The 24,649-nt window shown below is 53.1% G+C and carries 19 protein-coding genes and 2 tRNA genes; 11 read left to right on the forward strand and 10 right to left on the reverse strand.

From position 1 onward, the window contains the following. Window positions 1–6,904: HYR-like domain-containing protein (locus ACTJIK_RS15270; RefSeq protein ID WP_440647568.1), on the reverse strand; the 6,904-nt coding region annotated here is incomplete at its 3' end. Window positions 6,905–7,365: 461 nt separating this feature from the next. Between ACTJIK_RS15270 and rpmI the strand changes: the two genes are divergently transcribed. Both rpmI and rplT read left to right on the forward strand, forming a co-directional pair. Beyond that, a complete protein-coding gene (gene rpmI, locus ACTJIK_RS15275; protein WP_109700507.1) occupies window positions 7,366–7,563 on the forward strand; it encodes a 50S ribosomal protein L35 in 198 nt (65 codons plus the stop codon). Window positions 7,564–7,602: 39 nt separating this feature from the next. Then, entirely contained in the window at window positions 7,603–7,947 is a 345-nt protein-coding gene (gene rplT / locus ACTJIK_RS15280) for a 50S ribosomal protein L20 (protein WP_120515919.1), read from the forward strand. Window positions 7,948–8,124: 177 nt separating this feature from the next. Here rplT and ispE read toward each other — a convergent pair whose 3' ends face one another. The 4 genes from ispE to ACTJIK_RS15300 form a co-directional block, all read right to left on the reverse strand. After that, window positions 8,125–8,931 carry a 4-(cytidine 5'-diphospho)-2-C-methyl-D-erythritol kinase gene (gene ispE, locus ACTJIK_RS15285; RefSeq protein WP_440647571.1) on the reverse strand — a complete coding sequence of 269 codons (807 nt, stop codon included), beginning with the start codon at window positions 8,929–8,931 and terminating at the stop codon, window positions 8,125–8,127. 6 nt (window positions 8,932–8,937) lie between these two features. Beyond that, window positions 8,938–9,540 carry a bifunctional nuclease family protein gene (locus ACTJIK_RS15290; protein ID WP_209147416.1) on the reverse strand — a complete coding sequence of 201 codons (603 nt, stop codon included), beginning with the start codon at window positions 9,538–9,540 and terminating at the stop codon, window positions 8,938–8,940. A 162-nt stretch (window positions 9,541–9,702) separates the two neighbouring features. Beyond that, entirely contained in the window at window positions 9,703–10,674 is a 972-nt protein-coding gene (locus ACTJIK_RS15295) for an electron transfer flavoprotein subunit alpha/FixB family protein (protein WP_440647573.1), read from the reverse strand. 27 nt (window positions 10,675–10,701) lie between these two features. After that, window positions 10,702–11,442 carry an electron transfer flavoprotein subunit beta/FixA family protein gene (locus tag ACTJIK_RS15300; protein ID WP_440647575.1) on the reverse strand — a complete coding sequence of 247 codons (741 nt, stop codon included), beginning with the start codon at window positions 11,440–11,442 and terminating at the stop codon, window positions 10,702–10,704. A gap of 110 nt (window positions 11,443–11,552) precedes the next feature. On the opposite strand from ACTJIK_RS15300, the gene ACTJIK_RS15305 reads away from it, so the two are divergent. Both ACTJIK_RS15305 and tilS read left to right on the forward strand, forming a co-directional pair. Further along, a complete protein-coding gene (locus ACTJIK_RS15305) occupies window positions 11,553–11,858 on the forward strand; it encodes a tetratricopeptide repeat protein (protein WP_440647577.1) in 306 nt (101 codons plus the stop codon). A 12-nt stretch (window positions 11,859–11,870) separates the two neighbouring features. Beyond that, window positions 11,871–13,205, forward strand: a complete 1,335-nt coding sequence (gene tilS, locus ACTJIK_RS15310; RefSeq protein WP_440647579.1) for a tRNA lysidine(34) synthetase TilS — start codon at window positions 11,871–11,873, stop codon at window positions 13,203–13,205. Here tilS and ACTJIK_RS15315 read toward each other — a convergent pair. Beyond that, the gene (locus tag ACTJIK_RS15315) at window positions 13,202–13,810 is read right to left on the reverse strand and encodes a rhomboid family intramembrane serine protease (protein WP_440647581.1); all 609 of its coding nucleotides are present in this window, start codon (window positions 13,808–13,810) and stop codon (window positions 13,202–13,204) included. The genes tilS and ACTJIK_RS15315 overlap by 4 nt on opposite strands. Before the next feature lie 28 nt (window positions 13,811–13,838). Next, on the reverse strand, window positions 13,839–14,312 hold the full coding sequence (locus ACTJIK_RS15320) for a 23S rRNA (pseudouridine(1915)-N(3))-methyltransferase RlmH (RefSeq protein WP_440647583.1): 474 nt from the start codon (window positions 14,310–14,312) through the stop codon (window positions 13,839–13,841). A gap of 127 nt (window positions 14,313–14,439) precedes the next feature. Between ACTJIK_RS15320 and ACTJIK_RS15325 the strand changes: the two genes are divergently transcribed. Both ACTJIK_RS15325 and ACTJIK_RS15330 read left to right on the forward strand, forming a co-directional pair. Next, window positions 14,440–14,513, forward strand: a tRNA-Arg gene (locus tag ACTJIK_RS15325). 162 nt (window positions 14,514–14,675) lie between these two features. After that, window positions 14,676–14,749: transfer RNA gene (locus ACTJIK_RS15330), tRNA-Arg, on the forward strand. A gap of 86 nt (window positions 14,750–14,835) precedes the next feature. On the opposite strand, the gene ACTJIK_RS15335 is transcribed toward ACTJIK_RS15330, so the two are convergent. Together ACTJIK_RS15335 and ACTJIK_RS15340 are read right to left on the reverse strand one after the other, a co-directional pair. Further along, entirely contained in the window at window positions 14,836–15,579 is a 744-nt protein-coding gene (locus tag ACTJIK_RS15335) for a hypothetical protein (protein ID WP_440647585.1), read from the reverse strand. A 320-nt stretch (window positions 15,580–15,899) separates the two neighbouring features. Then, complete coding sequence (locus ACTJIK_RS15340) at window positions 15,900–16,496, reverse strand: helix-turn-helix domain-containing protein (protein ID WP_440647587.1); 597 nt, start codon at window positions 16,494–16,496, stop codon at window positions 15,900–15,902. Between the two features lie 173 nt (window positions 16,497–16,669). On the opposite strand from ACTJIK_RS15340, the gene ACTJIK_RS15345 reads away from it, so the two are divergent. From ACTJIK_RS15345 to ACTJIK_RS15355, 3 genes are all read left to right on the forward strand, one after another. Continuing rightward, window positions 16,670–17,284, forward strand: a complete 615-nt coding sequence (locus ACTJIK_RS15345; protein WP_440647589.1) for an FISUMP domain-containing protein — start codon at window positions 16,670–16,672, stop codon at window positions 17,282–17,284. A gap of 102 nt (window positions 17,285–17,386) precedes the next feature. After that, window positions 17,387–17,920 (forward strand): RNA polymerase sigma-70 factor, encoded by a 534-nt coding sequence (locus ACTJIK_RS15350; protein WP_440647591.1) that lies wholly within the window; start codon window positions 17,387–17,389, stop codon window positions 17,918–17,920. A gap of 125 nt (window positions 17,921–18,045) precedes the next feature. After that, on the forward strand, window positions 18,046–19,230 hold the full coding sequence (locus ACTJIK_RS15355; RefSeq protein WP_440647593.1) for a FecR family protein: 1,185 nt from the start codon (window positions 18,046–18,048) through the stop codon (window positions 19,228–19,230). 1 nt (window position 19,231) lies between these two features. Here the strand turns inward: ACTJIK_RS15355 and ACTJIK_RS15360 are convergent, their stop codons facing one another. Beyond that, complete coding sequence (locus tag ACTJIK_RS15360) at window positions 19,232–19,441, reverse strand: hypothetical protein (protein WP_440647595.1); 210 nt, start codon at window positions 19,439–19,441, stop codon at window positions 19,232–19,234. Window positions 19,442–19,485: 44 nt separating this feature from the next. On the opposite strand from ACTJIK_RS15360, the gene ACTJIK_RS15365 reads away from it, so the two are divergent. Next, on the forward strand, window positions 19,486–22,905 hold the full coding sequence (locus ACTJIK_RS15365; protein ID WP_440647597.1) for a TonB-dependent receptor: 3,420 nt from the start codon (window positions 19,486–19,488) through the stop codon (window positions 22,903–22,905). A 17-nt stretch (window positions 22,906–22,922) separates the two neighbouring features. Further along, a complete protein-coding gene (locus ACTJIK_RS15370) occupies window positions 22,923–24,602 on the forward strand; it encodes a RagB/SusD family nutrient uptake outer membrane protein (RefSeq protein ID WP_440647599.1) in 1,680 nt (559 codons plus the stop codon). Window positions 24,603–24,649 lie beyond the last annotated feature (47 nt).

The following is a 24,649-nucleotide window of genomic DNA, read 5'->3' on the forward strand; positions in this document are numbered from 1 at the left end:
TTGTGAATACCGGCGGTCTTGTATCCTGTACAGTGATGATCTGTATCACCGAATCACGGTTACCGCACACATCGGTAGCGATCCACACACGGCGGAGCTGGTAGTTATTCAAACATGCACCAGCCGCACGGATAGTATCCTGGCGTTTGGTGATCGTAACCGAACCCATGCAGGCGTCATTGGCTGTCAGATCCGGTTGAACAGGGATAGCACTACATTCCACAACTGCATTGGCAGGAGCTGGCGTTGTGAACACCGGCGGTCTTGTATCCTGCACGGTGATAATTTGAATCACGGAGTCACGGTTGCCACACACATCGGTAGCGATCCACACACGGCGAAGCTGATAGTTATTCAGACATGCACCTGCCGCACGGATCGTATCCTGGCGTTTAGTGATTGTCACCGACCCCATACAGGCATCATTAGCTGCGAGGTCAGGTTGAACCGGGATAGCACTACATTCTACAACCGCGTTAGCAGGAGCAGGGGTAGTAAACACCGGTGGTCTTGTATCCTGTACGGTGATAATTTGAATCACGGAGTCACGGTTGCCGCACACATCGGCAGCAATCCACACACGGCGGAGCTGATAGTTATTCAAACATGCACCGGCAGCCCGCACAGTATCCTGGCGTCTGGTGATGGTTACCAGGCCGTTACAATTGTCGGTGGCAGCCAGGTTAGGCATTACAGGGATGGCACTGCATTCCACGGTTACATTGGCCGGAGCCGGCGTTGTGAACACTGGCGGACGGGTATCCTGTACAGTGATGATCTGTATTACGGAGTCACGGTTACCGCACACATCGGCAGCGATCCATACACGGCGAAGCTGATAGTTATTCAGACAGGCACCGGCAGCCCGCACAGTATCCTGGCGTTTGGTGATCGTCACAGCACCCATACAGGCATCGTTAGCTGTCAGATCCGGTTGAACCGGGATAGCGCTACATTCGACGGTTGCATTTGCAGGAGCTGGCGTTGTGAACACCGGCGGTCTTGTATCCTGCACAGTGATGATCTGTATCACCGAATCACGGTTACCACACACATCAGCAGCAATCCATACACGGCGAAGCTGATAATTATTCAGACATGCACCGGCAGCCCGCACCGTATCCTGGCGTCTGGTGATGGTCACCAGGCCATTACAATTATCGGTAGCAGCCAGGTTGGGCATTACAGGGATGGCGCTACATTCCACAGTAGCGTTAGCCGGAGCAGGCGTTGTGAACACCGGCGGTCTTGTATCTTGTACAGTGATAGTTTGTATCACTGAATCACGGTTACCACACACATCGGTAGCGATCCACACGCGGCGGAGCTGGTAGTTATTCAAACATGCACCAGCCGCACGGATCGTATCCTGTCGTTTGGTGATGGTCACAGCACCCATACAGGCATCATTAGCTGTGAGGTCAGGTTGAACCGGGATCGCGCTACATTCCACAACCGCATTAGCAGGAGCAGGGGTAGTAAACACCGGTGGTCTTGTATCCTGCACAGTGATGATCTGTATCACCGAATCACGGTTACCACACACATCGGTAGCGATCCACACACGGCGAAGCTGGTAGTTATTCAGACATGCACCAGCCGCACGGATCGTATCCTGGCGTTTGGCGATCGTCACAGCACCCGGACAGGCGTCATTGGCTGTCAGATCCGGTTGAACCGGGATCGCACTACATTCTACGGTAGCGTTGGCCGGAGCAGGCGTTGTGAACACCGGTGGTCTTGTATCCCGCACAGTGATCGTCTGCGTCAACACCGTCTCATTACCACAAGCATCCCGGGCCGTCCAGGTACGTACAATCGTGTAATTATTCGCACAGGCGCCAGAAGGCGTGATCTGCTCGTCTTTATCATAATCTACGGTACTGCACTCGTCAGTTACCGCAATGTCGTTAAAGGTGGGTATGTTGCTGCATTCCACAGTTACATTCGCAGGCGCGGCCGTTGCGAACACAGGAGCGGTATTATCCGTCACCGTGATCGTCTGCATCGTGGTAGCCGTTCTGCCGCAGGGATCGGTAGCCGTCCAGATGCGGGAAATGGTGATACCGCAAGTCTGCGCAGCGGTTGAATCCCTGTGGGTAATGTTAAGCGTCAGCCCCAGCGGATGGCTGAATGTAGGCGTGCCGAACAACGTGGTATAATCCGTGCCGGTCGCACAGGCCGTGCTTCTCGGGGCAGGAGTGGTAGCCACCGCAGGCGGAACTGTCGAAACGGTGATCTGCACCGCATTGCTGGTGCTTTCGCAATTAAGGCCGGATCTTACGATCCTGCGATACCAGGTGGTCTGCGTCAGCACAGGAGGCTGGAAGATGCTGCCGGTAGCGGAAGGAACAGGCGCAAAACCGGCAGTGGCACTGGTTGTGCTGTATTCCCATGCATAGGTATACGCGCCGGCGCCGCCGGAAGGCACGCCAACTCCGGTCAGCTGACTGGGCTGCGCACCCGGGCAAATTACCTGGTTCTGCTGGATAACGTTGTTACCGATCTGGTTGCGGTTTATGAGCACGACGTTGTCTCCCGGGGTTGTACAGGTGTTATTCGTAATGGTCCAGGTAAGGGTGGCAGTCTGTCCGGCCGGCAGTGTAACGGTCGCTTTCGGATCGTTTACATTGCTGATGGTCATGCCGGCAGTAAGCCCGCTCCAGGTACCGGTGCCGATATTGGGAACGGTAGCGTCCATTACAAAGGTCGCATCGTTACAATGCTCCTGGTCCAGGCCGGCATTTGGCGCGGCAGGCATTTTATCCACCGTAATGGTGGCGGTAGCGCAAACCGTATTCTTACAGGCCCTGTCACTTTCAGCTCTCACGGCGTAGGTGGTGGTTTCCGTAGGCTGAACGGTAATGGTAGTGCCGGTTCCAAGGGCCGTTCCAACGCCGCAGTTATCCTTATACCACACCCAGTCTGCATTTGAGCCGAGCGTGCCGCCTCTTGCGGTAAGGGTAACCGTCTGGCCTTCGCATATCCTGTTAGGCGTTATTTCAATCCATGCGGGGATGGATAATGATTCAAGTGTTGTAGTGAATGTATCGGCTTTTTCACAACCGTCTGCATTTCGCATAACGATCCTGAAACGGTATTCGCCGGCGGGCGTGGTAGGCGGGTAGTTAATGGTGATCTGTCCGCCGGAAAAGGTCTGGTTGAGCAGGCTGGTAAAGCCAGGCAGTTCATAGCCGGGAATAGCGATCAGGTCGTAGCGGTTGGGCGCGCCGGCAAGAATAGCATATTGCACTTCAAACTTACCGGAAGCGTTACAGGCTGAGACAGGGTCTGTGATGGTAAAGTCCGGTACTGCGGCCACTCTTACTTCTATCACATTGCTGGTGGAAGTACAGGGGCCTGAAGTAACCACTCTCCTGTAATAAGTGGTAGTGGTCAAGGCACCAGGTTGATAAGTGGCGCCGGTTGCACTGCCAATGGCTGTGAAGCCGCTGGATGCATTAGCGCTGCGTTCCCATTGGTAGGTATACGCGCCGGTGCCGCCTGTTACCGCGGTGCCGGTAAGCAGGGCAGGCGTGGTATTGGGCGGGCAAAGCACCTGGTTTTGCTGAATAGTGTTATTCGCAAGCGGGTTCCTGTTGATCAGCACAACATTGTCTGGTGTTGATGTACAGGGGCCGTTCGTAATGGTCCATGTTAAAGTGGCCGTAGTGCCGGCAGGCACGGTTACGGTAGCATTCCTGTTATGAATATCGCTGATGGCGATGCCGGCAGGTACAGCCGTCCATGTGCCCTGTGCTCCCGCGATGCTGGGCGCATCGGCGCTCATCGTGAAGGTGGCGTTGTTACAGTTTTCCTGGTCGTTGCCGGCAAAGGCAGCAGCAGGCATCTGGTAAACGGTAACTGTAGAAGATACGCAGGCTGAATTGCTGCACGCCATGGGGCCTTCGGCTCTCACGGAGTAAGTAGTGGTAGCCGCCGGGTTCACGGTGATGGTGGTAACGCCTCTTGCTATTTCAGTTCCGGTCGCGCAATTGCCGCGGTACCATACCCACTGGCTGTTGGAGCCAAGCGTACCGCCGGTCAGCGTTAAGGTTGCGGATGAACCAACGCAGATATTCGGTGTGGGCAGGCTGATAGCGGGAGCGGTAGACGGTGTGTTGATCGTTACCGTGAAGAGCGATTCGGTAAAACAGATCTCTCCCGTCAGGGTCATTTTTTCAGCACGGATGCGGAACGTATACACGCCGGGCGTTACGCCTGCGGGGTAGGGAATGCTGAGCGTTCCGCTGGTGGTGAACAGCGGTTCGTCGATGATGTCGGTAAAGCCGGGCATCGGGTTGGCGCCCACTGCTTCCAGGTCGTATTGCTCAGGATCGTTGGTGGAAGTCCAGGGCAGATCGAAGCGGCCTGAACCATCTCTGCATTCTGCAATATTCGGAGCGACGGTAATGGTCGGCGGCTCTGCATAATCGAGGGAGATCTCCGCATATCTGGGCGGACAGGCGGAACCCGGCCGGTTCTTCACCACCGTCCAGCGGAGCAGGGCGGTCTGGGGACCGTTGTTCACCGTGGCAGTGGCATGCGGGTTGTGTATCTCGGCAGGATCAATGGTCACATCACCTGAGATCACCGTCCAGGTACCGGTCATGCTTGTATCTTTCACCGGGTCTGCATCCAGCGTAAACACGTTGGAGCACTGGGCGAGATCCCTGGCAGCCGCATTGGTAGTGGTTTCCACGATAAACGTCTTCTCTGCCGTACTGATACAGCTTGTTCCGCTCACCTGGATGGTCAGCCTTACGGTCACCGGTGTGTTGAACGGCATGTTATTGAGCAACCGGTTATTGGGTGAGGTCGGATTGCCCACCACCAGCGTTGCGCCATGGTTAGGGCCTACGAAAGACCATGTTACGATCTGCGGAGGATTGGCTGTAGTACTAACGGTGTTGCCGGGCCTGAGGGTGAGGTTGGTGGGCACCACGTCGGAACAATAACTGCCGGGAACGTCTATTGCGGCGGGAGTAACTACTGCGCCGGTGATCTTCACGGAGTCCCTGACGGTACATTGCCCGTTCTTGATGTTCACTTTATATTCCTGCGTGCTGGCGTTGGAAGGCGCTGTAACGTTGATGGTCTGCGTATGCTGGTTACCCGGCTGCCAGGTAATATCATACCCGGCATTGGCCGCGCCGGCATCCAGTGTTACAGGCGTGTTCACGCAAAGCAGCTGGTCCGGGCCCAGTTCCACCACAGGCGGCTGATCCACGGTAATAACGATGCTGTCTTTTTTGGTACATATACGGGGCTGTCCGTTTACGTATGCGCCATATTGTATGCTGCCGGTTACGTTATATTGGCTCGTAACGGTAGGCCTGATAAGTATCTGGTTCTTCGGCTGAAGCCCCGGACCCGGCCAGGGTTGTATATCCGGCCCCGTCCAGGTAAAGGTTTCGTAACCGACGACGCCCGGGGATTCCAGGGGCGTGGCTGTTAATACGGTGGATTCGCCACGGCACAAACTGTCCCTGGTCGCATTGATGTTCGGAAGCTCCGCCACCGAGATTGTTACCCTGTTCGAGGGTGTGTAACATTGATTCTCGGCGAGATTGCCCTGTTCGATTACCATCAGCTGGTACCTGATCACATCTCTTTCCTGCAATACGCCCGGGCCGATATGCAGCACGGGAGTGTTCACGCCGGTATAACCCGGCTCGGTGATGGTGGTATAGGGAGCGCCGTTCTTGCTGTATTCCCAGCGGTAAACGGGGTTGGTGAAGTAGTTTGCCGGCTGGATAACGGAAGTAACGTTCAGTTCTGCGCCGGGGCACACCTGGTCTTCTTCCACACCCAAACCATCGATATAGGAATAGATCTTGGGGGCGCAGAATACGAACTCGATGTCGTCCACCGCAATGTCGTTACCGCAACCGCCGGGGTTGTTGTTCCTGATCTCAACATATACGTTCGTTTCGCCGGGGCCTAATGTCACGGTGCCGCCAAACTGTTGCCAGCCGGTCATCCGCTGGTTCCCGCCGTTGTTGATGGAGAGGTCCATCGATACGTCGTTGGTATTGAACTGGCCAATGATCGCATTATTGGTAGCATTCCTTACAACGAATGTAACGCCTGCATACTGGTAATCACTATTCCAGTTTTCGCAGACATTATTTAATACGCCTAGCGAGTTGAGGTTGATGAACCATGCGGAGAAATTGTATTTCGCACCGGGACATAAATCCGTCACCAGCCTGCTGTAAAAAAGGCGTGGCTCTTCGGATGAGTTAGCGATCAGCATACCGCCATTGCCGTCATTGGTATGGTCAAATATATCGCCCCATTCATTTTTACCGCCTATTCTCGCGCTGTAGTGAATGGCATAATAGTTATCTGTCAATTCGCCGTCGCCGTCGAAATTATACCCGATGGTGGCAGGGGGAGGCAGCGCGCGCGGCGTTTCATTAGTGGCAAACGTGCCGAAAGTTTCCTTGAAGTTGGTAGAAGGAGTGAAGGTGCCTTCACAAACATCCATGGAACAGTCCTCTGACGTAAATGTCCTGGTGACTTCCGTATAAGTTGTTCCTATATATAGTCTTGCCCTGACCGTATAGGTTCCGATCTGGTTCACATTAAAGGTGATGGACTCGCTGTTATTCGCTATCCATCGTACCAGCGGGCTGGCGCCCCTGGGCCTGCTGTAAACGAAGTTCGTCCCGGAAGGCAGGGTGATGGTCCATCTTACGCTGTCCACGGCAGTCTTGTTATTTCCGTTCCAGTCGCCGCCCTGGGAGTCCTGCAGCCAGGTATGCATAGATGCGTACGCGCCTGAGCAGACGATATCCGGAGCGGTCATGTAAGGCCGTCTTCTGTTGTCGCTGAAAGATTGTGCCGAAGCCCAAAGGCCCGTGAATAAAAACAGTATAAGGAGTAAAATTCTTCTCATTGTAGCAAACAATTAAGTGAAACAAGGTCCGTTGCAGGTGATAGGCTGCAGGCGGCGGTTAATTCCGGGTGGCCGGAGAAACCGTTTTTCTGGTAATTGTTTGAGACAATAAGATGTGCCGGATGCTGCACACAGGTACATAGGTGTAAAGGATCGTTTTCATAGGCTTCGGTTATTCGGTATTCGGTCTTTTCAAAAAGGTGTATGGAATCAATTCGACTAATCTGAAATTAAAATTAATGATAATATAGACAATTCAAAAATATGAATTTCTCTTGAGGAGGTAAAAAAACACTTATATGATGTTTATATTGTATGAGTGATTTGAAATTCAAGCCTTTAATCCCGTGGAAAATTTGTTAACTTTTTTTGAGATATCGCGGGAGGGTTTCAATTTTTTTTGACAGAATATGTTATTTTTAAAATAATTACCTACCTTTGCAGACCAAATTCGTAGTAAGATGCCTAAAGTAAAGACTCATAGCCGTGCGAAGAAGACGTTTACGGTGACCGGCAGCGGCGCTATCAAACGCCCGAAGGCTTATAAAAGTCACTTGTTGACTAAAAAGTCCAACAAAAGAAAACGTTCTCTGAGAGGAAGTAGCCTGGTGGCTGATGCCAATCTGAACCTGGTGAAGCGTATGCTCGTACTTCGCTAAATGAATCCAATTTATTAAACAAGTTTTAAAAAGCATAACATGCCTCGTTCAGTAAACGCAGTTGCGTCCAGAGCCAGAAGGAAAAAGATCTTAAAACAGGCCAAAGGCTTCTACGGTAAACGTAAAAACGTTTATACCGTAGCGAAGAACGTTCTGGAAAAAGGCCTTACCTATAGCTACGTAGGCCGCAAACTGAAGAAAAGAGAATACCGCACGCTGTGGATCGCCCGTATTAACGCTGCGGCCCGCGCTGAAGGAATGACTTACTCCCAGTTCATTCATAAATTGTCAGAAAAACACATCGGCCTGAACAGAAAAGTACTGGCAGACCTGGCAATGAACGAACCCGAAACATTCAAAAGCCTCATCGCTTCTGTAAAATAAGCACTTATTCTCTTTCAATAAGTAAACCGGTTACCAACAGTAGCCGGTTTTTTTATGCCCGTAACTTTTTTTAAGTAAAGTGTTGAAAATCAGGCTATCAGGATAATTGTGTAAAACATCCCTTAAATTACGCGGGCTTGGCAGGAAGCAAACACCCCTAATTGCGTAAAAAGCCCCTTAAAGCTGGAATACCTTATAATGTGGCTCCCAGACCGCTTCAGGCCATTGCCCTTTCTCAAAGATACCCACTACGGCCGAACCGCTGCCGCTCATGGTAGCATACACTGCCCCGGCCCTGTACATCTTCTCCTTAATATTCCGGATAGCCGGGTATTCACTGAATACCGGCCCCTCGAAGTCATTCGTCAAAACACCCTTCCAGGTCCTTACATCCTTCCAATCCACCTCACTCAGACCTGCTGCCGGCAATCCTGGCGTCAGCTGGCCAAAAGCCCAGCCCGTATTTACATGGATCCCCGGATGCACCAGCAGGAAAGAGTAAGCGGAAAGATCCAGCTCCAAGGGCTCCATGATCTCTCCACGCCCTGTAGCAAAACACGGCCGGTTCCGGATAAAGAAAGGGCAATCGCTGCCAAGGCTGGCTGCATAAACCTCCAGTTTTTCTTCGGGTATGCCCAGGTTGTATTTGATATTCAATAACTTAAGCGCAAAAGCGCCATCGGCAGAACCGCCGCCCAGGCCCGCGCCAATCGGAATATGTTTATGCAGGTGCATGTGCACCGGTGGTAACTGCGGGTAGTCCGCTTTCAGAAGGGAATAAGCTTTGTTGCAAAGGTTGGCGGCCGCATCGCCGGGGATCTCCAGTCCGCTGTGGGAAAAGATGTTCTCCTCCGCGGTGATCACTTCCAGCGCATCTTCCAGGGGCAGGGGATAGAATACCGTTTCCAGGTCATGAAAACCGTCGTCCCGCCTGTGCAGGATATGCAAACCCAGGTTGATCTTACAATTGGGGAAAAGGATCACTATGTACTATTTACTTTTACGGCTGTTGATCTCGTCGCGGATGGCAATGGCGCGGATATAATCTTCCTGCTCCAGCACCTCCTGCAAAAGGGTGTTCAGCTCCTCCAGGTTGAGGGCCTTGAGATCGTCTTCCGCGCCCTTCTCATGTTCTGAAATACTGGGGCTGCCGGAAGCTTTGGTGGTCTTTTTACCAGCGGGGTCGTCCAGCAGGATGCCCGCGCTGTTGAGGATATTCTCGTATGTGTAGATCGGGCAGCCAAACCGTACGGCCAGCGCCAGCGCGTCGGAAGTGCGGGAGTCTATCTCGATCGTATCGTCGTTGTTGGAACAGATCAGCTTGGAATAAAAAATACCCTCCTGCAAATTGCTGATAATTACTTCATGTAACTCAACATTGAATGCATTCATGAAATTCTTCATGAGATCGTGGGTCAACGGCCTGCTGGGCTGCATTTTTTCCAGCGCTACTGCAATGGCTTGAGCTTCAAACCCGCCTATCACTATCGGCAGACGTCTTAATCCGTTCACCTCTCCCAGTACCACGGCATACGAATGGGTTTGTGTAATGCTATGCGACAAAGCAACTATTTCCAATTCTATTTTTCTCATACTGTCATTACGCGTGAGCGCTTCACGTTTATACTGTGTAAGACGTGAAGTTAGAAAAATATTCGATATCTAAAAAGCATTGGCTGCTGAAGAATAACGCTGTCCGGTAGTTGATTACCCGGAAATTACCGCCATTATCCCCCAGCAGCCGGCTGATTATAATTAATTCCCTTTATATTTCTTTACAGCTTCGGTCAGTTTGGGCACCACTTCGAAGGCATCGCCTACCACGCCATAGTCCGCAGCTTTGAAGAAAGGCGCTTCCGGATCCTTGTTGATCACCACGATCACCTTGCTCCCGTTCACCCCGGCCAGGTGCTGGATAGCCCCTGAGATGCCGATGGCCACGTACAGGTTAGGCCTCACGGTGAAGCCCGTTTGCCCCACGTGCTCATGATGCGGGCGCCAGTTGGCATCCGCTACAGGACGGCTGCAGGCGGTGGCTGCGCCGAGGGCATGCGCCAGGTCTTCCACCAGGCCCCAGTTCTCAGGGCCTTTCAGGCCGCGGCCGCCGCTCACTACGATCTCCGCTTCGGTAAGGGGCACTTCGCCGCTCACGGTTTCCACCTTCAGCACTTTCACTTTAAAGTCCGCGTCGCCGAGCGAAGGCGTAAACGCTTCTACAGCCGCTGTGCCGCTGCCGGCCTCCACGGTAAAGGTATTAGGCAGCACGGAAACGATCTTTTTGGGAGAGGTGATATTTACACTGGCAAATGCTTTGCCGGAAAACACGTTCTTTTTTACCACGAAACCCGCGGAGGTATCAGGCAGGGAAATAGCCCCCGCTACCAGGCCGGCTTTCAGGCGGGCAGACAGCTGCGGCGCAATGGCTTTGCCGGAAAAGTTGTGGGAGAACACGATCACGTCCGCATTCTCTTTGGCAGCGGCTTCCGCCACGATCTTTGTGCCTACGCCGGTTTCCAGCTCGTTCAGCCGTGCATCCGCCACATGCAGCACTTTGGTTGCGCCGTACTGGCCCAGGACGGCCAATTCTTCCGCGGTTACTTCGCCCAGCACGAGGGCCGTAGCCTGCGTGCCCAGCTGCTGCGCTACTTTTGCGCCATATTGAACGGCTTCCAGCGAGGATTTTTTGATGTTACCCTGAAATTGATCGGCAAATATTAAAACAGACATTGTTACTCGGATTTTTTAATGAAAGACTCAGATCACTTTGGCTTCTTCATGCAGCAGCTTCACCAGCTCCTCCATGTTGTCCGGCAAGATCATTTTCACGCCGGCCTTCGCGGGCGGCAGCTCGAAAGACACTACGCTGGTCAGCGCATCCACCGCCACAGGCGCTATTACTTTCAAAGGTTTGGTACGGGCCGCCATAATGCCGCGCATGTTCGGGATGCGGGCTTCGGCCATGCCTTTCTGCGCTGAAACAGCCAGGGGAAGGCTTACTTCAACGGTCTCTTCGCCGCCTTCGATCTCACGCACGAGCGTGGCCGTAGTGCCGTTCAGGTCCAGCTTTGAAGCGATGGAAACAAAGGGGATGCCAACCAGTTCGGCTACCATGCCGCCTATAGACGATCCGTTATAATCGATGGTCTCTTTACCGGTAAGAATGAGGTCGTAATTCTCCTGTTTTGCATGCGCAGCGATCTGCGAAGCAATGTAATAACTGTCATGGCTATCCGCATCCACCCTGAATGCCTCGTCGCCGCCAAGCGCAAGCGCCTTGCGGATCACAGGCTCGGTATCAGCTCCGCCCACGGTGATCAGGTGCACGGTGGCATTCAACGTTTCCTTCAGCTCAAGGGCTCTCACCAGCGCATACCACTCGTCATATGGGTTAATGATGAACTGCACACCCGCTTCACTGAATTTCGTGTTGTTGTCTGTGAAAGCTATTTTTGCAGTGGTGTCGGGCGTTTTACTGATACATACTAATATCTTCATATCCGTATACTGGTTTTTATTGAAAAAATACAGTGTCTACAAATATATGGGATTTAGCAATCTGGCAATCAGCGGCGCCCGTTGGCTTTTAAAAATAGCATCTTTGCAAAATGGACAGAATCGCACAATTGAAGGCATACCTGGCTGAAAGCCCGGCAGACAGCTTCCTGCGGCATGCGCTGGCGCTGGAGTACATCAAGCATAACGACGACCGGAGCGCCCGCGAAGCATTCGAGACCCTGCTGGCCAACGATCCCAAATATGTGGGTTCCTACTATCACCTGGGCAAGCTGCTGGAAAGGCTTGGAGAGCAGGACAACGCCATTGCTGCTTATGAAAAAGGCATGGAAGTGGCCCGCGAGGTGAGAGATATGCATGCTTACAACGAATTGCAGGCCGCGCGCGAGGACCTGTAAAAACAACCTATAATGATCGACAGGCTACAGGAATTTATCAGGAAGGAAAACATCTTTACCCCGGGAGACGGGCTGCTGCTGGCCGTTAGCGGCGGGCTGGACTCATCCGTGCTTTGCCACCTGCTCATTAAGGCCGGCTGGAAGGTGGAGATCGCGCATTGCAATTTCCGGCTGAGAGGGGAGGAGAGTAACCGCGACGAGGCTTTTGTGCGTTCGCTCGGAGAAAGATACCAGGCGCCCGTTCACATCACGGCATTCGATACCGCCGCATATGCGGAACAGCATAAGCTGTCCACCCAGGTGGCCGCCCGCGAACTGCGGTATGCCTGGCTGGAGCAGCTGAGAGCGGAACGCGGCCTGGCGGCGGTTGTTACGGCACATCACATGCAGGACAATGTGGAAACGCTCTGGATGAACCTCTCCAAAGGCACCGGCATGGCGGGTTTGCACGGTATTCTTCCTTTACAGGGCCGCATTGCAAGGCCGCTGCTGTTTGCCACCCGCGAGGAAATTGCGGCGTATGCAGCCGCTGAAGAACTCGGTTATGTGGAAGACAGCTCCAATATAACTGATAAGTATACACGAAATTATTTCCGCCATCATATTTTACCGCCGCTCCGGGAAATCTATCCCGATGTGGTGAAACAAACCGGCGCTTCCATCGGGCGTTTCCGCGAAGCGGAAGAGCTATACCAGCAGGCACTGGACGTTCACAAAAAGAAGCTGCTGGTGCAGAAAGGGCAGGAATTCTTCATCCCCCTCATCCGCTTCAGCCAGGCCAGGCCGCTGGCCACCATAGCATATGAACTGCTGAAACCCTTCAATTGCAGCCCCGCCCAGGCCTTGCAGGTAACAGCCCTGCTGGACGCGGAACCGGGGAGATACATCAGCACCGGCACCCACAGCATTGTGCGCGACAGGAAGTGGTTCATCATCACCCCGCTGAACACTGCGGAAGCCAGTTATTTTATCATTGAAGAAGACCAGCCCGTACTGCAGTTGCCCGGCCTGCAATTCACTTTCCGCGAAGCGGCCAACAATGCGCATGCGATCAGCGCAGATCCGCTGGTGGCCTGTATCGATAAAGCCGCTTTGCAATACCCGCTTATGCTCCGCAAATGGAAACAGGGCGATTATTTCTACCCGCTCGGCATGGTCCGCAAAAAGAAGCTCAGCCGCTTTTTCATTGACCAGAAGCTCCCGCTGCCGCAGAAAGAGAAGGTATGGGTGCTGGAATCAGGTAAAAAGATCGTGTGGGTGGCGGGCATGCGGATAGACAACCGGTTCCGTGTAACGGAAAAGACCCGGCAGGTACTGCGTATCACGATGACGCAAGAGGCTGTTTAGAACGGCAGCCTTGTTAATTGCTCCAGGAAAAGTGTTGCCAGCTCCGGCCGCATCACGATCGGAAAAATAAGCCCCAGCACGGCGCCCCAGAAGTGCGCATCGTGGTTGATGCCGTCGCCGCCGCGTTTGGACATGTACACGGAATAAGCCAGGAACAAACCGCCGTAAAGGATGGCCCAGATGGGAATAAAGAATACGTAGATCGTATTCCAGGGCTCAAAGAAAATAGAAGAGAACAATACCGCGGAAACCGCGCCGCTGGCCCCGATAGCACGGTAGCCGTAAACGTCCTTATACTTGAAATAAGTGGAAACGTCGGGCAGTACAAGGCCCAGCGTGTAGAGGATAACGTAGTATACTTTCCCGCCCAGGAACATCTGGAAATTCGCTTCAGCGATCCTGCCGAAGAAAAACAGCGTAAGCATGTTAAAGAACAGGTGGTTAAAATCCGCATGCACGAAGCCGGAAGTGATATAACGGTAATACTGGCGGTCGTTATTCACTTTATAGGGCCAGAAACTCAGCTTGTCTACTTGCTCGGGACGGTTAAAAGAGGTGATAGATACAAGGCAGGTAATAACGATGATGGCTATGGTAAAGGTCATAAATTCTTCTGTTAAGCTGTAAAAATAATCATTGATGGTGATATTTCTCGTTGTTGAGCACGGTATAGGCCCTGTAGAGCTGCTCAGTAACGATCAGGCGCACGATCTGGTGGGGGAAGGTAAGCGCTGAAAGCGACATTTTCGTCTGCGCCCGTTGCAGCACCGCTTCATCCAGCCCGAAAGCGCCGCCGATGAGGGCGATCAGCTGGCGGGTGCCGGCATTTTCCCGCTGTTGCAGGAATTCCGAGAGCTGCAGGGTGCTCATGCTTTTACCGTGTTCATCCAGCGCCAGCAGGTAATCCGCCGGCTGCAGCATATCCAGCACCAGCCTGCCCTCTGCTTTTTTCAGTTCGGGGATGGAGAGGCTGGCCGCCTGCTTCACGGTGGGGATCAGTTTAATGCTGAAATCGGTATAATGCTGTAACCTTTTCTGGAATATTTTTATGCCTTCGTTGATGTACGCATCATTTTCTTTTCCTATGCTCCAAAGCTGTATTTTCACGGGTTTCAGCGTTTTAAATGTAGTTCAAAAATAAATGGAAAAAGGCGGATGCAGAAAAAAAGCAGTGAAAGATTTGCAGAAATAAAAATTCTCCATACATTTGCATCCCGTTCAACATCAGAACAATGGCTCTGTAGCTCAACTGAATAGAGCATCTGACTACGGATCAGAAGGTTTCAGGTTTGAATCCTGACAGAGTCACAAAGCAAGTCTTCTACGAATGAGCAACCCGGCATACGAATCGTTTGCCGGGTTTTTTCTTTTAAGTTTTCATATACAGGAATTTGAGTATGGAAGATTTTTTCACCCTGTTCATGGTTTTTTAAAAAATATTCCTACTTTTGCTACCCGTTCAAAAACAATGGCTTTGTAGCTCAACTGAATAGAGCATCTGACTACGGATCAGAAGGTTTCAGGTTTGAATCCTGACAGAGTCACCCAACCGGAAGTCCTCCAAAAGGCTTCCGGTTTTTTCTTCCGCTCAATTGCAGCAGTTTTCATCACCACCCGGAAAAAAGGCGCTCTACTCCGAACGGATAAGCCCGAATTTTTTATTCCCTGTATCCAGGACCAGCTTGTATTCCAGGAAAATTTTGTTCCCTGTCATACCGCCAATCCCCATTTTCGACATTTGCGCAACCTGGGCATCGCTGACGCCTTCGATGTATGTAACATAATGAATGGGGATTTTTGCACCGGCGATCTCCAGGCTGTCGTTTGTAGCAAGGCTGTTGGCCGATAAAATTTTATCCCAGGATCTGACCTGGTAGTGAAGAAGCCCGGTATTGGGAATAGCCAGTTGCCGGCAGGTGTTTTTGTCCGTCAGCAACTCATACATGCTGGAGCCCGTGTCAAAATAAAGCATTGTCTGGTTACCCCGTAATTTCACCGGAAGCAGTACGCTTCTTCCCGCATACGTAAAACCAGCCAGTGAAAGTTCCGGCATCAGCTCCGCCGGGATGGCCGCTGAGATCGTCAGCCTGCATTGGGGATAATCAATGATGATCACTTTACCATCCACCAGGTCGGCCCCGATCGTTCCGATTATTTCCAGGCTGTTTTTGTCCTCCCGGATGGTGTTTGAGCTATCAAATTGTTTTACTGTTATCTCTTTTGCGGAAATGGGCACTTCCCCCGCTTCAAACGAAAAGTTGACCAGTTTTCCGTTTGCGGTATCCGGCGGAATGGCCCCGGGGTACTTTCTTTGAATAGCCGCCAGCTTGTTTTTATACAGCAGGGAATAGGGCGATCCGAGATCAAACTGCATATAAAACATCCGTGGGCAGCCGGCTAATTTAACCGGGATAAGCATGGCCGAATGAGGTTCCCATTTTGAAAGGATGCTGTCGCCCTGCCAGTGAAAGGGAATGGCGTGTGTTCCCGCTGGCAATACGAGCTGATTGTCCGGCAAAGCGGGTACCGGCTGTAACTGTGCCTTCGCCGGGGCTCCCCAAATAATAATACACAACCCCAGGCTTAAAAGTATCCGTTTAGTTTGCATCATCTGTTTTTGAGATACAAAGCTACACCTGCGTTGGGCAGGCTCAGCCGTAGTTTACCCGACATTAACCCGACATTGAATGATAATCAGCTGCTTATTCGCGAGCCGGAGGCGTCCTTTTTTACCCGCCATAATGTGGCAGCGATCAGGGCGGCATTCAGGAGATACATTAATAGAAACGGCCATAGGTAATTTAGCAGCAGGGATTTTTGAGCATATACTGCGATGATGAAATTATAAGCCAGTGTAAGTAAAAGCAGGAAACAAAGAGCCACTGCCCAATATATCTGAAGCCGTACTACGGACCGGCCCCTTGCAATCAACCCGGGGTTTTGCAGGCCTGATCTTTTGAGCAGAAAGGCGGGCACCAGGAAATGGACCAAAGGAATTACAAGATAGCTGAAGCAGGAGAGGCAGAGGATCTGAAGGAAATGTTTCTCGTCTTCAGTGTTACGCTGATCTTTTGACGCAACCGGATGGCCATCCGGCGTGCTGCCGGTCAATGCCTCGAACGTCGTATCCAAAGCGGCCGCGATGGCCTTTAGTGTATATGGCCTTGGAACGCTTTCACCGCTTTCCAGGCGCTGAATGGTGCGAACCGTAATATTCGTCAGCTCCGCCAGTTGCTCCTGCGTAAGCCCTTTCTTTTTTCTTGCGGCCGCTATTTTCTGATGTAACTCCATCCGGGAAGATTGTTTTCCGAAGATAGCTTTAAATCTATCACAATAACCGGTTCAAAAATTACCGGCGGGCACGAAAAAATTTCAACGCAGGCCGGGGCTTTTTTAATTTGTACAAGCCAGGGAATAATCGTAGCTTATCATTCTCCCGTTCTCTCATGGAATAAAACTGATGTATGAAAAGCAGCAAACATTGGTTCAATGTTCATCCGGCGGCTTTCGGAATATGCGTGTTATTCGCGTGCTTTGAGGCCCGCGCACAGGTCCGCACCATAAAAGACCGCGATGGCAACAGTTATCCTGTCAAAATAATGCCTGACAATAAAGAATGGATGACGGCCAACCTCAATCTTCATATCCCCGGCGCTTATTGTTATGAAAATTCCGGGCAGCAATGCAGGGAATATGGCCGCCTGTACACCTGGAAGGTTGCGCAGGAGGCATGCCGGTTACTGGGCGAAGGCTGGCGCCTGCCTTCCAACGAAGAATGGCAGCAATTGGGCAAATCGTTTGGCGGCGTCCGCGACGATTCGGAAGACGGCGGCAAAGCAGCCTACCAGGCGCTGATACCCGGCGGCATATCGGGATTCAACATTGTTTACGGCGGGGGGAGAGACACTACCGGCAGCTATGCCCGCGGTGGCGCCCATGGATTTTACTGGACGGCGACCGAAAGCGATTCCGCGCATGCATGGTTTTACAACTTCGGCAAAAATGGTAAAATAATGAACCGCCATCACGATGGAGAAAAGGAACAGGCCATTTCCGTGCGCTGCATCAGGGACCGGTGAATCATGGAAAACCGGTTTATTTAAAATTTAATTTTACTTTTATCCCGGTAGCACAACAGCCAAAATTCCATGGTAAGGGATCAATCGGAGTTTAACCAACTAATGCTGGAAAAGGTAGCGGCAGGCGATTCGGCTGCGTTCCGCCAGTTATTTTATGCTTACCACCAGCGGCTCGGCAGTTATATTTTCCGCATTACAGAATCACGTGAGCTTACACAGGAAATAGTGCAGGATGTATTCCTTAAAATATGGATCAACCGCGCCCATCTTGAAGTAGTCGGGAGTTTTGAGTCCTACCTTTTTGTAGCCGCCCGGCACCATGCCCTCAACTACCTGAAAAAACTCGCCCGCGAAAAACACCGCCAGCAGGAATGGCTGCGCTCGTTTTCCGGTGAAGCTGAACCCATGGAAGGAGGGGAGGACGCCGGCCCCGAAGCGCTCATAGAACAGGCTATTGCCCTGCTGCCGCCGCAGCAGAAGAAAGTTTACCAGCTCAGCCGCGAGCAGGGCCTGCAGCAGAAAGACATTGCCCGGGAACTCAATATCTCCCTCGAAACCGTTAAAAAGCACATGGTGCTGGCGATCCGCTCACTGAAGGACTTTGTGCGAACCCATATGCAGTTGTTCAGCTTTTGATGAAATATTCCCTTTTCATAATAGGCAATTCTCCTTTTGTAAAATTCCTCACTTTCGCATTACCTCCTTTTTCCAGGTTGGTTGTCCTCCCTGTGTAAAAGCCATAAAACCGGCTTTTCATATCTATGGAGCAACAGCGGCTGCACTATCTTTTCAGGGCATGGTTTCAGAAAACCGCCACCGCGCAGGAACGGGAAGAATTTACCCGCCTGCTGCAACAGGCGGGCAACAGCGCGGAACTGAAACAATGGCTCACGGATGCCTGGCACGGGCTGGAGCAGGCGGAACCGCATTTTTCCGCCGCGGAAAGCGAAGCCATGCTGGCCGGCATCCTTTCTTCTGCACCGGGGAAGCCTGAATTGCGGCCGGTTTCCGGCGGTAAAAAGCGCCACTTCTCAAAGCTTGCCATTGCCGCATCCATTTTGCTTGCAATTACCTCCGGCGCCCTGCTCTGGCTCACCGGTCCGGATAAACTAACTCCAGGCGGTACACCACGGGCCGGCCTTTCATCCCAGGTTATAACCTATGGCAGCGACCAGGCTATACTCACATTAGCCGATGGCAGCACCATTACATTAGACAGCTCCGGCAAGGGGGAGATCTCCCGGCAGGGCAGCACGCTCGTGATGCAGTCCCAGCCGGGCCAGCTGAGCTACGAGCCCTCTTCCGGCACAAAAGGCGAGCTGATCTACAACACCATTACCACGCCGCGCGGAGGCCAGTTCAGGCTGCAATTGCAGGATGGCACGCGTATCTGGCTGAATGCCTCCTCATCCCTCCGTTTCCCCGCCGAATTCGGGCCTGGCGAAAGAGATGTGGAGCTTACCGGCGAAGCCTATTTTGAAGTGGCCAAAGACGCAGCAAGACCTTTCCGCGTAAAAGCAAAGGACATGAGATTGGAAGTGCTCGGCACCAGCTTTAACGTTATGGCGTACCACGACGAAAGGACGGTGAACACCAGCCTGCTGGAAGGCGCCGTAAAAGTAAGCGGCAGCGCGGGAGCCGCCACCCTCAAACCAGGCCAGCAGGCCCGGATGAGCAGCGATGCATTAAAAGTGGCGGCTGCGGATATGGACGAGGCCGTAGCCTGGAAGAACGGCTGGTTCCAGTTCAACAGCGCGCCCTTCGAAACCGTCATGCGCCAGATATCAAGGTGGTACGACGTGGATGTGGTATATGCCGGCAAAATACCGGAAGGCCATTACTCAGGCCTCGTAAGCAGGAAGAACGACATCTCGGCGGTGCTGCGCATACTTGAAAGCGGAAATGTAAAAGTTAAGATAACGGGCAAAAAACTGGTAGTAGAATAACTTATTGTTTAACCAAAAATCCACGGCAGACAATCACCGTCACAGCATCAGCAAAAAAGGAGTTACCAAAATCGCAGTTAAAGCCATAAAAAAACCAGGAGCGCTGGAACCGCCCCTGGAATAAAGGCCTGTGCTTTTCAACCGCATCGTGAAACGCTAATTGTTTAACACAAACACCACAAAAGTATGAAAAAACGATCTGCTTTGCCATGCCCCCATGCGTGGCGGGCAACAGTTGCCAAAATCTTTCATGTTATGAAACTGACGGCTGTCATCTTATTAACAGCTTTCCTCCAGGTAAGCGCGAGCTCTTCGGCGCAACAGATCACCATCAGCCAGAAGAATACCACGCTGGAAAAAGTTTTCAGGGAACTGCACAAACAAACCGGTTTCCAGTTCTTTTTCCAGGACGAGGTATTACAAAAGGCCGCCAGGTTCGACATCCAGGTGAAAGACGGCTCCATCCGCGAAGTGCTGGACATCTGCTTCCGCAACCAGCCGCTGGAATATTCGATCGTGGACAAATCGATCATCATCAAACCCAAATCCCCGCCCGTGGCCGCGCCACAGCCGCCCGTGCTGGAAATAAAAGGCCGCGTGACAGATTCCACCGGCGTGCCGCTGCAAGGCGTGAGCGTAGTGATCACCGGTACCACCAAAGGCGTGAGCACAGACGCGAATGGCAACTTCAGCATCTCCGCGCAGGAAACCGATGTGCTGCGCTTCAGCTTTATTGGTTTTAAATCCGTGAACGTGCCCGTGGCGGGTAAAACTTTCATTGAAGTAGCGCTCCAGCAAGACGTGGCCTCACTCACCGACGTAGTGGTGGTAGGTTACGGCTCGCAGAAAAAAGAGAACCTCACCGGGGCAGTGGCCACCGTGGCCGCCAAAGAGCTCGAAAGCCGCCCGCTTGTAAATCTCGCGCAGGGCCTGCAGGGCCTCGTGCCGAACCTGAACATCAACCTGAACAGCGGCCGGCCAGGCGCAAGCGCGAACTTCAACATAAGAGGCGTCACATCCCTGAACGCGGACGGCGGCAGCAATAACCTCGGCGCCCCGCTTGTAATGGTGGACGGCGTACAGATGGACCCGAACCTGATAGACCCAGGCGATGTGGAAAGCGTGACCGTGCTGAAAGACGCGGCATCTGCCGCCATCTACGGCGCTCGCGGCGCTTACGGCGTTATTCTCATCACTACCAAAACCGGGAAGAAGAACACGCCGCTCCGCGTAAGCTATGCAGGCTCCTACACGATCTCCAAACCAACGCGCCTGCCCGATTACCTGAACAGCGTGGATTACATCGCCATGCACCGCGAAGCGGACCGCACAGGGCAGGTCAGCGGCGGCTCCACCGCGTCCGCGCCTTTTACCGTGCAGGATTCCCTCATGGCTGCCGCGTATTTTGCGGACCCGGCGAACAATCCCACCGGCTACCCTGACCCTTCCAACCCTTCCAAATACCGCTATGTAGGCAATACCGACTGGGTGGACGTGCTTTACCCCGAATGGGCGCCCCAGCATCAGCATAACCTGTCCGTTTCAGGCGGCGCGGAGAAAACGACCTTCATGGGTTCCATCGGGTATTTCAACCAGAAAGGGATGCTGAAGCAGGGGAATGAAGATTACACGCGCATCAACCCCTCGCTTAAGATCAATACAGATGCCACGCCCTGGCTTTCGCTGCAATTCAAGGCCGCGCTGAACCATATCAACAACGATGTGCCCAATGCGCCCATCATCGTCAGCAATTACAATACAAGCTACATACAGGGAGACTCCAGGCCCGTAATGCCCGTGTACAACCCCGGCGGTAAAGACTATGCCGGCCAGGGCAGCTGGACCAATCCCGTGGCGGTGCTGGAGCAGAACGGCCGCGACAATACAAAGGCCAACGACCTCTGGCTCACCGGCGGCCTTGTGATCACGCCAGTGAAAAACGTAAAGATCAACGCGGATTACACTTATAATAACTACTCCGCATTCCGCCAGCAGGTGCAGAAGCAGTTCCCGGAATACGGCGTGAACGGCATCTTCCTCGGCTACTACCCCTGGACCTTCCCCGACGCCACTACGGAGATCAGCACCAACAACAACTATAATGCGCTGAACCTCTACGCCAACTACGAGAACACTTTCAGTGGCGGGCATTATTTCAAAGCCACCATGGGCTACAACCAGGAGCACCGCAAATACAAAACAGTCAACTCGCAGGCCAAGAACCTCATCAATCCAAACATTCCCTTCATCGGGCTTAATTCAGACCTGAAACCTTTCATCGGCGGCAATGAGTACGAATGGGCGCTTAACGGCCTGCTCTACCGCCTCAATTATATCTACAAAGGCAAATACCTGCTGGAGGTCAACGGCCGCTACGACGGTACTTCCGCCTTCCCGGACGGCAGCCGCTTCGTATGGTCGCCCTCGGCATCGGCAGGCTGGCGCATTTCGGAAGAATCTTTTTTTACCAGGCTGAAGAGCGCGGTGAACGACCTGAAGCTCCGCGTTTCCTACGGCCAGCTGCCCAACCAGATGTTCAATCCGTTAAGTCCCTCCAACAGCAGCATCTATCCATATATCGGCCTCATGCCCGCCACTGCGTCCGGCTACATATTCGGCTCGCAGCAGGCCATTGCGGTAGGTGCGCCGGGTTTGGTGAGTCCCGATTTCACCTGGGAAACAGTGGTTACGAAAGATGTGGGCGTCGACTTCGCATTCCTTGGCAACCGCCTTTCCGGCAGCTTCGACTGGTACATCCGCACCACGCGCGACATGCTGGTGGGGGGCCAGCCTTTGCCCTCCGTGCTGGGCACCACGCCGCCGCTGAAGAATGCCGCCGATCTTGAAACAAAAGGGTGGGAGCTGAGCCTTACCTGGAAAGACGATATCGGCAAGGACTTCAACTATTCCGTGCGCCTCGGTCTTTCCGACTACACGTCCCGCATCACCAAATACGACCTGAATCCCAACCAGACCATCGGCAGCCCGTACGTGGGCCAAAAGTTCAATGAGCTGTGGGGCTATGTAACAGACGGGTACTTCCTTACAGACGCTGAAGCCGCGGCCTACAACCAAAGCCAGCTGTTCGGCGGTACACTGATGGCGGGAGACATCCGTTACCTGGATCTGAATAAAGACGGCGAAATATCCCCCGGCGAAAGCACCGTCGGCAATCCCGGCGACCGCCGCATCATCGGCAACAGCACGCCCCGTTACCAATACGGCGTGAACCTCTTTGCGCAGTATAAGAGTTTCGATCTCTCCGTGTTCGTGCAGGGCGTGGGCAAACGCGATGTAATGCCCAACGACAATGCATTCTGGGGCTTCTATTCAGAATGGAGCGTGCCGTTCAATTACATGAAAGACCATTGGACGCCGGAGAACCCGGACGCTTATTTCCCCCGGCTCCGTTTTGGCGGCGGCAGCAACTTCCAGACGCAGACAAAATACCTGCAAAGCGGGGCTTACGCGCGCCTGAAGAATGTTTCGCTGGGTTATTCACTGCCTTCGGACCTGCTGCAGCGTATTAAGATGAAAAGCCTGCGGGTATACGTTACCGGCCAGAACCTTTTCGAAGTGACCAACCTGTTCAAGGCCTACGATCCTGAAACTATCGGCTTCGGTACATACCCGCTCAGCCGCAGCGTTTCATTCGGCCTGCAATTAAGTCTCTAACGGATTAAACGAATTTTATGAAGATCAGACAATTCCTTTCATATACGATCGCTGCAACGGGCCTGTTCATATCCGCCTGCAACAAGCAGCTGAACCTTTTACCGAAGGACTCGCTGAGCGAGCCCGCGTATTTCAAGAACCCGAACGACCTCGCGTTGTACTGCAACCAGTTTTATTCCAGCCTGCCCCTGCAGAACAGCTTCTGGACCGAAACAAATTCAGACAACCAGGTGCCGCTCAACCGAAACACTTTCCTGGCAGGCACTTACCCCGTGCCTGTAACCGGCGGCGGATGGGACTGGGCGCAGATCAGGGCTGTGAACTATTTCCTGCAGCGGTACACCCGGGTGCAGGCCGATGCCGCCACACTCAACAAATATGCCGCCGAAGCGCGTTTTTTCCGCGCCCTGTATTACTGGCAGAAAGTGAAACAATTCGGCGATGTGCCCTGGCTGAACAGGGATCTGAACGACACCTCCGCATCGCTGCTTTACGGGCCGAAAACGCCGCATAAACAGGTGATGGATTCCGTGCTGGCAGACCTGAACTTTGCCGTACAATACCTGCCTGATCTTGACGACGTGGAAGACGGCCGCCTGCACAAGTTTGCGGCGCTGGCGCTGAAGAGCCGCATCTGCCTGTGGGAAGGCACTTTCAGGAAATACCACGGCCTCGGCGGCGAAGCCGTTCACCTCAATGCCGCTGTGGCCGCTTCGGAAGAGATCATCAGCTCCAACAACTACGACATATGGAGCACGGGCAACCCCACGAAGGATTATTATAACCTTTTCATACAGGAAGACCTCACCGGCAACAAAGAAGCCATTCTCCCGGCGGTTTATATCCGGAATGTGCTCACCCAAAACCTGTCCCGCCAGCTGACGGAAAGCAGCACCGGCTTCAGCAAGAATTTCGTGCGCTCTTTCCTCTGTACGGACGGGCGGCCCACCGCGCTGAGCCCGTTGTATAAAGGAGACGATTCCCTGGATGCGGAAGCCACGAACCGCGACCCGCGCTTTACCCAGCTGATCGCCACGCGCGGCTTGGTATTGCAGAATAATGCGGACGGCACGCAGAACGTGTTCACCCTTCCTGCCATCGGCACATCCGCCGCGCCTACAGGCTATATGATCATTAAATGCCTGAGCCCTGACCCCGCGCAATGGAACGCAAATCAATCCACGCTGGACATGTTCTATTTCCGCTACGCGGAAGTGCTGCTCAACGAAGCCGAAGCGAAAGCAGAGCTGGGCCAGTGCACCCAAGCCGTGCTGGACAACACTGTCAACAAGCTGCGCGACAGGGTAGGCATGCCGCATATGGTGATTGCCTCGCTGGTGAAAGACCCGCAGAGCGACTTCCCCGCGCTGCCCGTGCTGCTGGATGAGATCCGCCGGGAGAGAAGGATAGAGCTGGCCGCGGAAGGCTTCCGCCTAGACGATCTGCTGCGCTGGAAAGCCGGGAAGCAGATCGAAAAGCCGGAAACCATACTGGGCATGAAGCTGGTGCCGGCCATCCGCGCGCAATACCCGCCCAGCCAGGTGGGCGGCATACAGTTGGATGCGAACGGCTACATCCGGCTGTATACCAATATCACCAACCGTACCTGGAACGATAAGATGTACAGGTACCCCATTCCCACACAGGAACTGAACCTCAACCCGAACCTGCTGCCGCAGAACGCGGGCTGGCAATAGGCGGAAAAAAATGCAGCGCGGAAAACCCGGTCAGTACCGTCCACACC

The sequence above is a fragment of the Chitinophaga sp. 22620 genome (genome assembly GCF_052044405.1).
Classification (GTDB): domain Bacteria; phylum Bacteroidota; class Bacteroidia; order Chitinophagales; family Chitinophagaceae; genus Chitinophaga.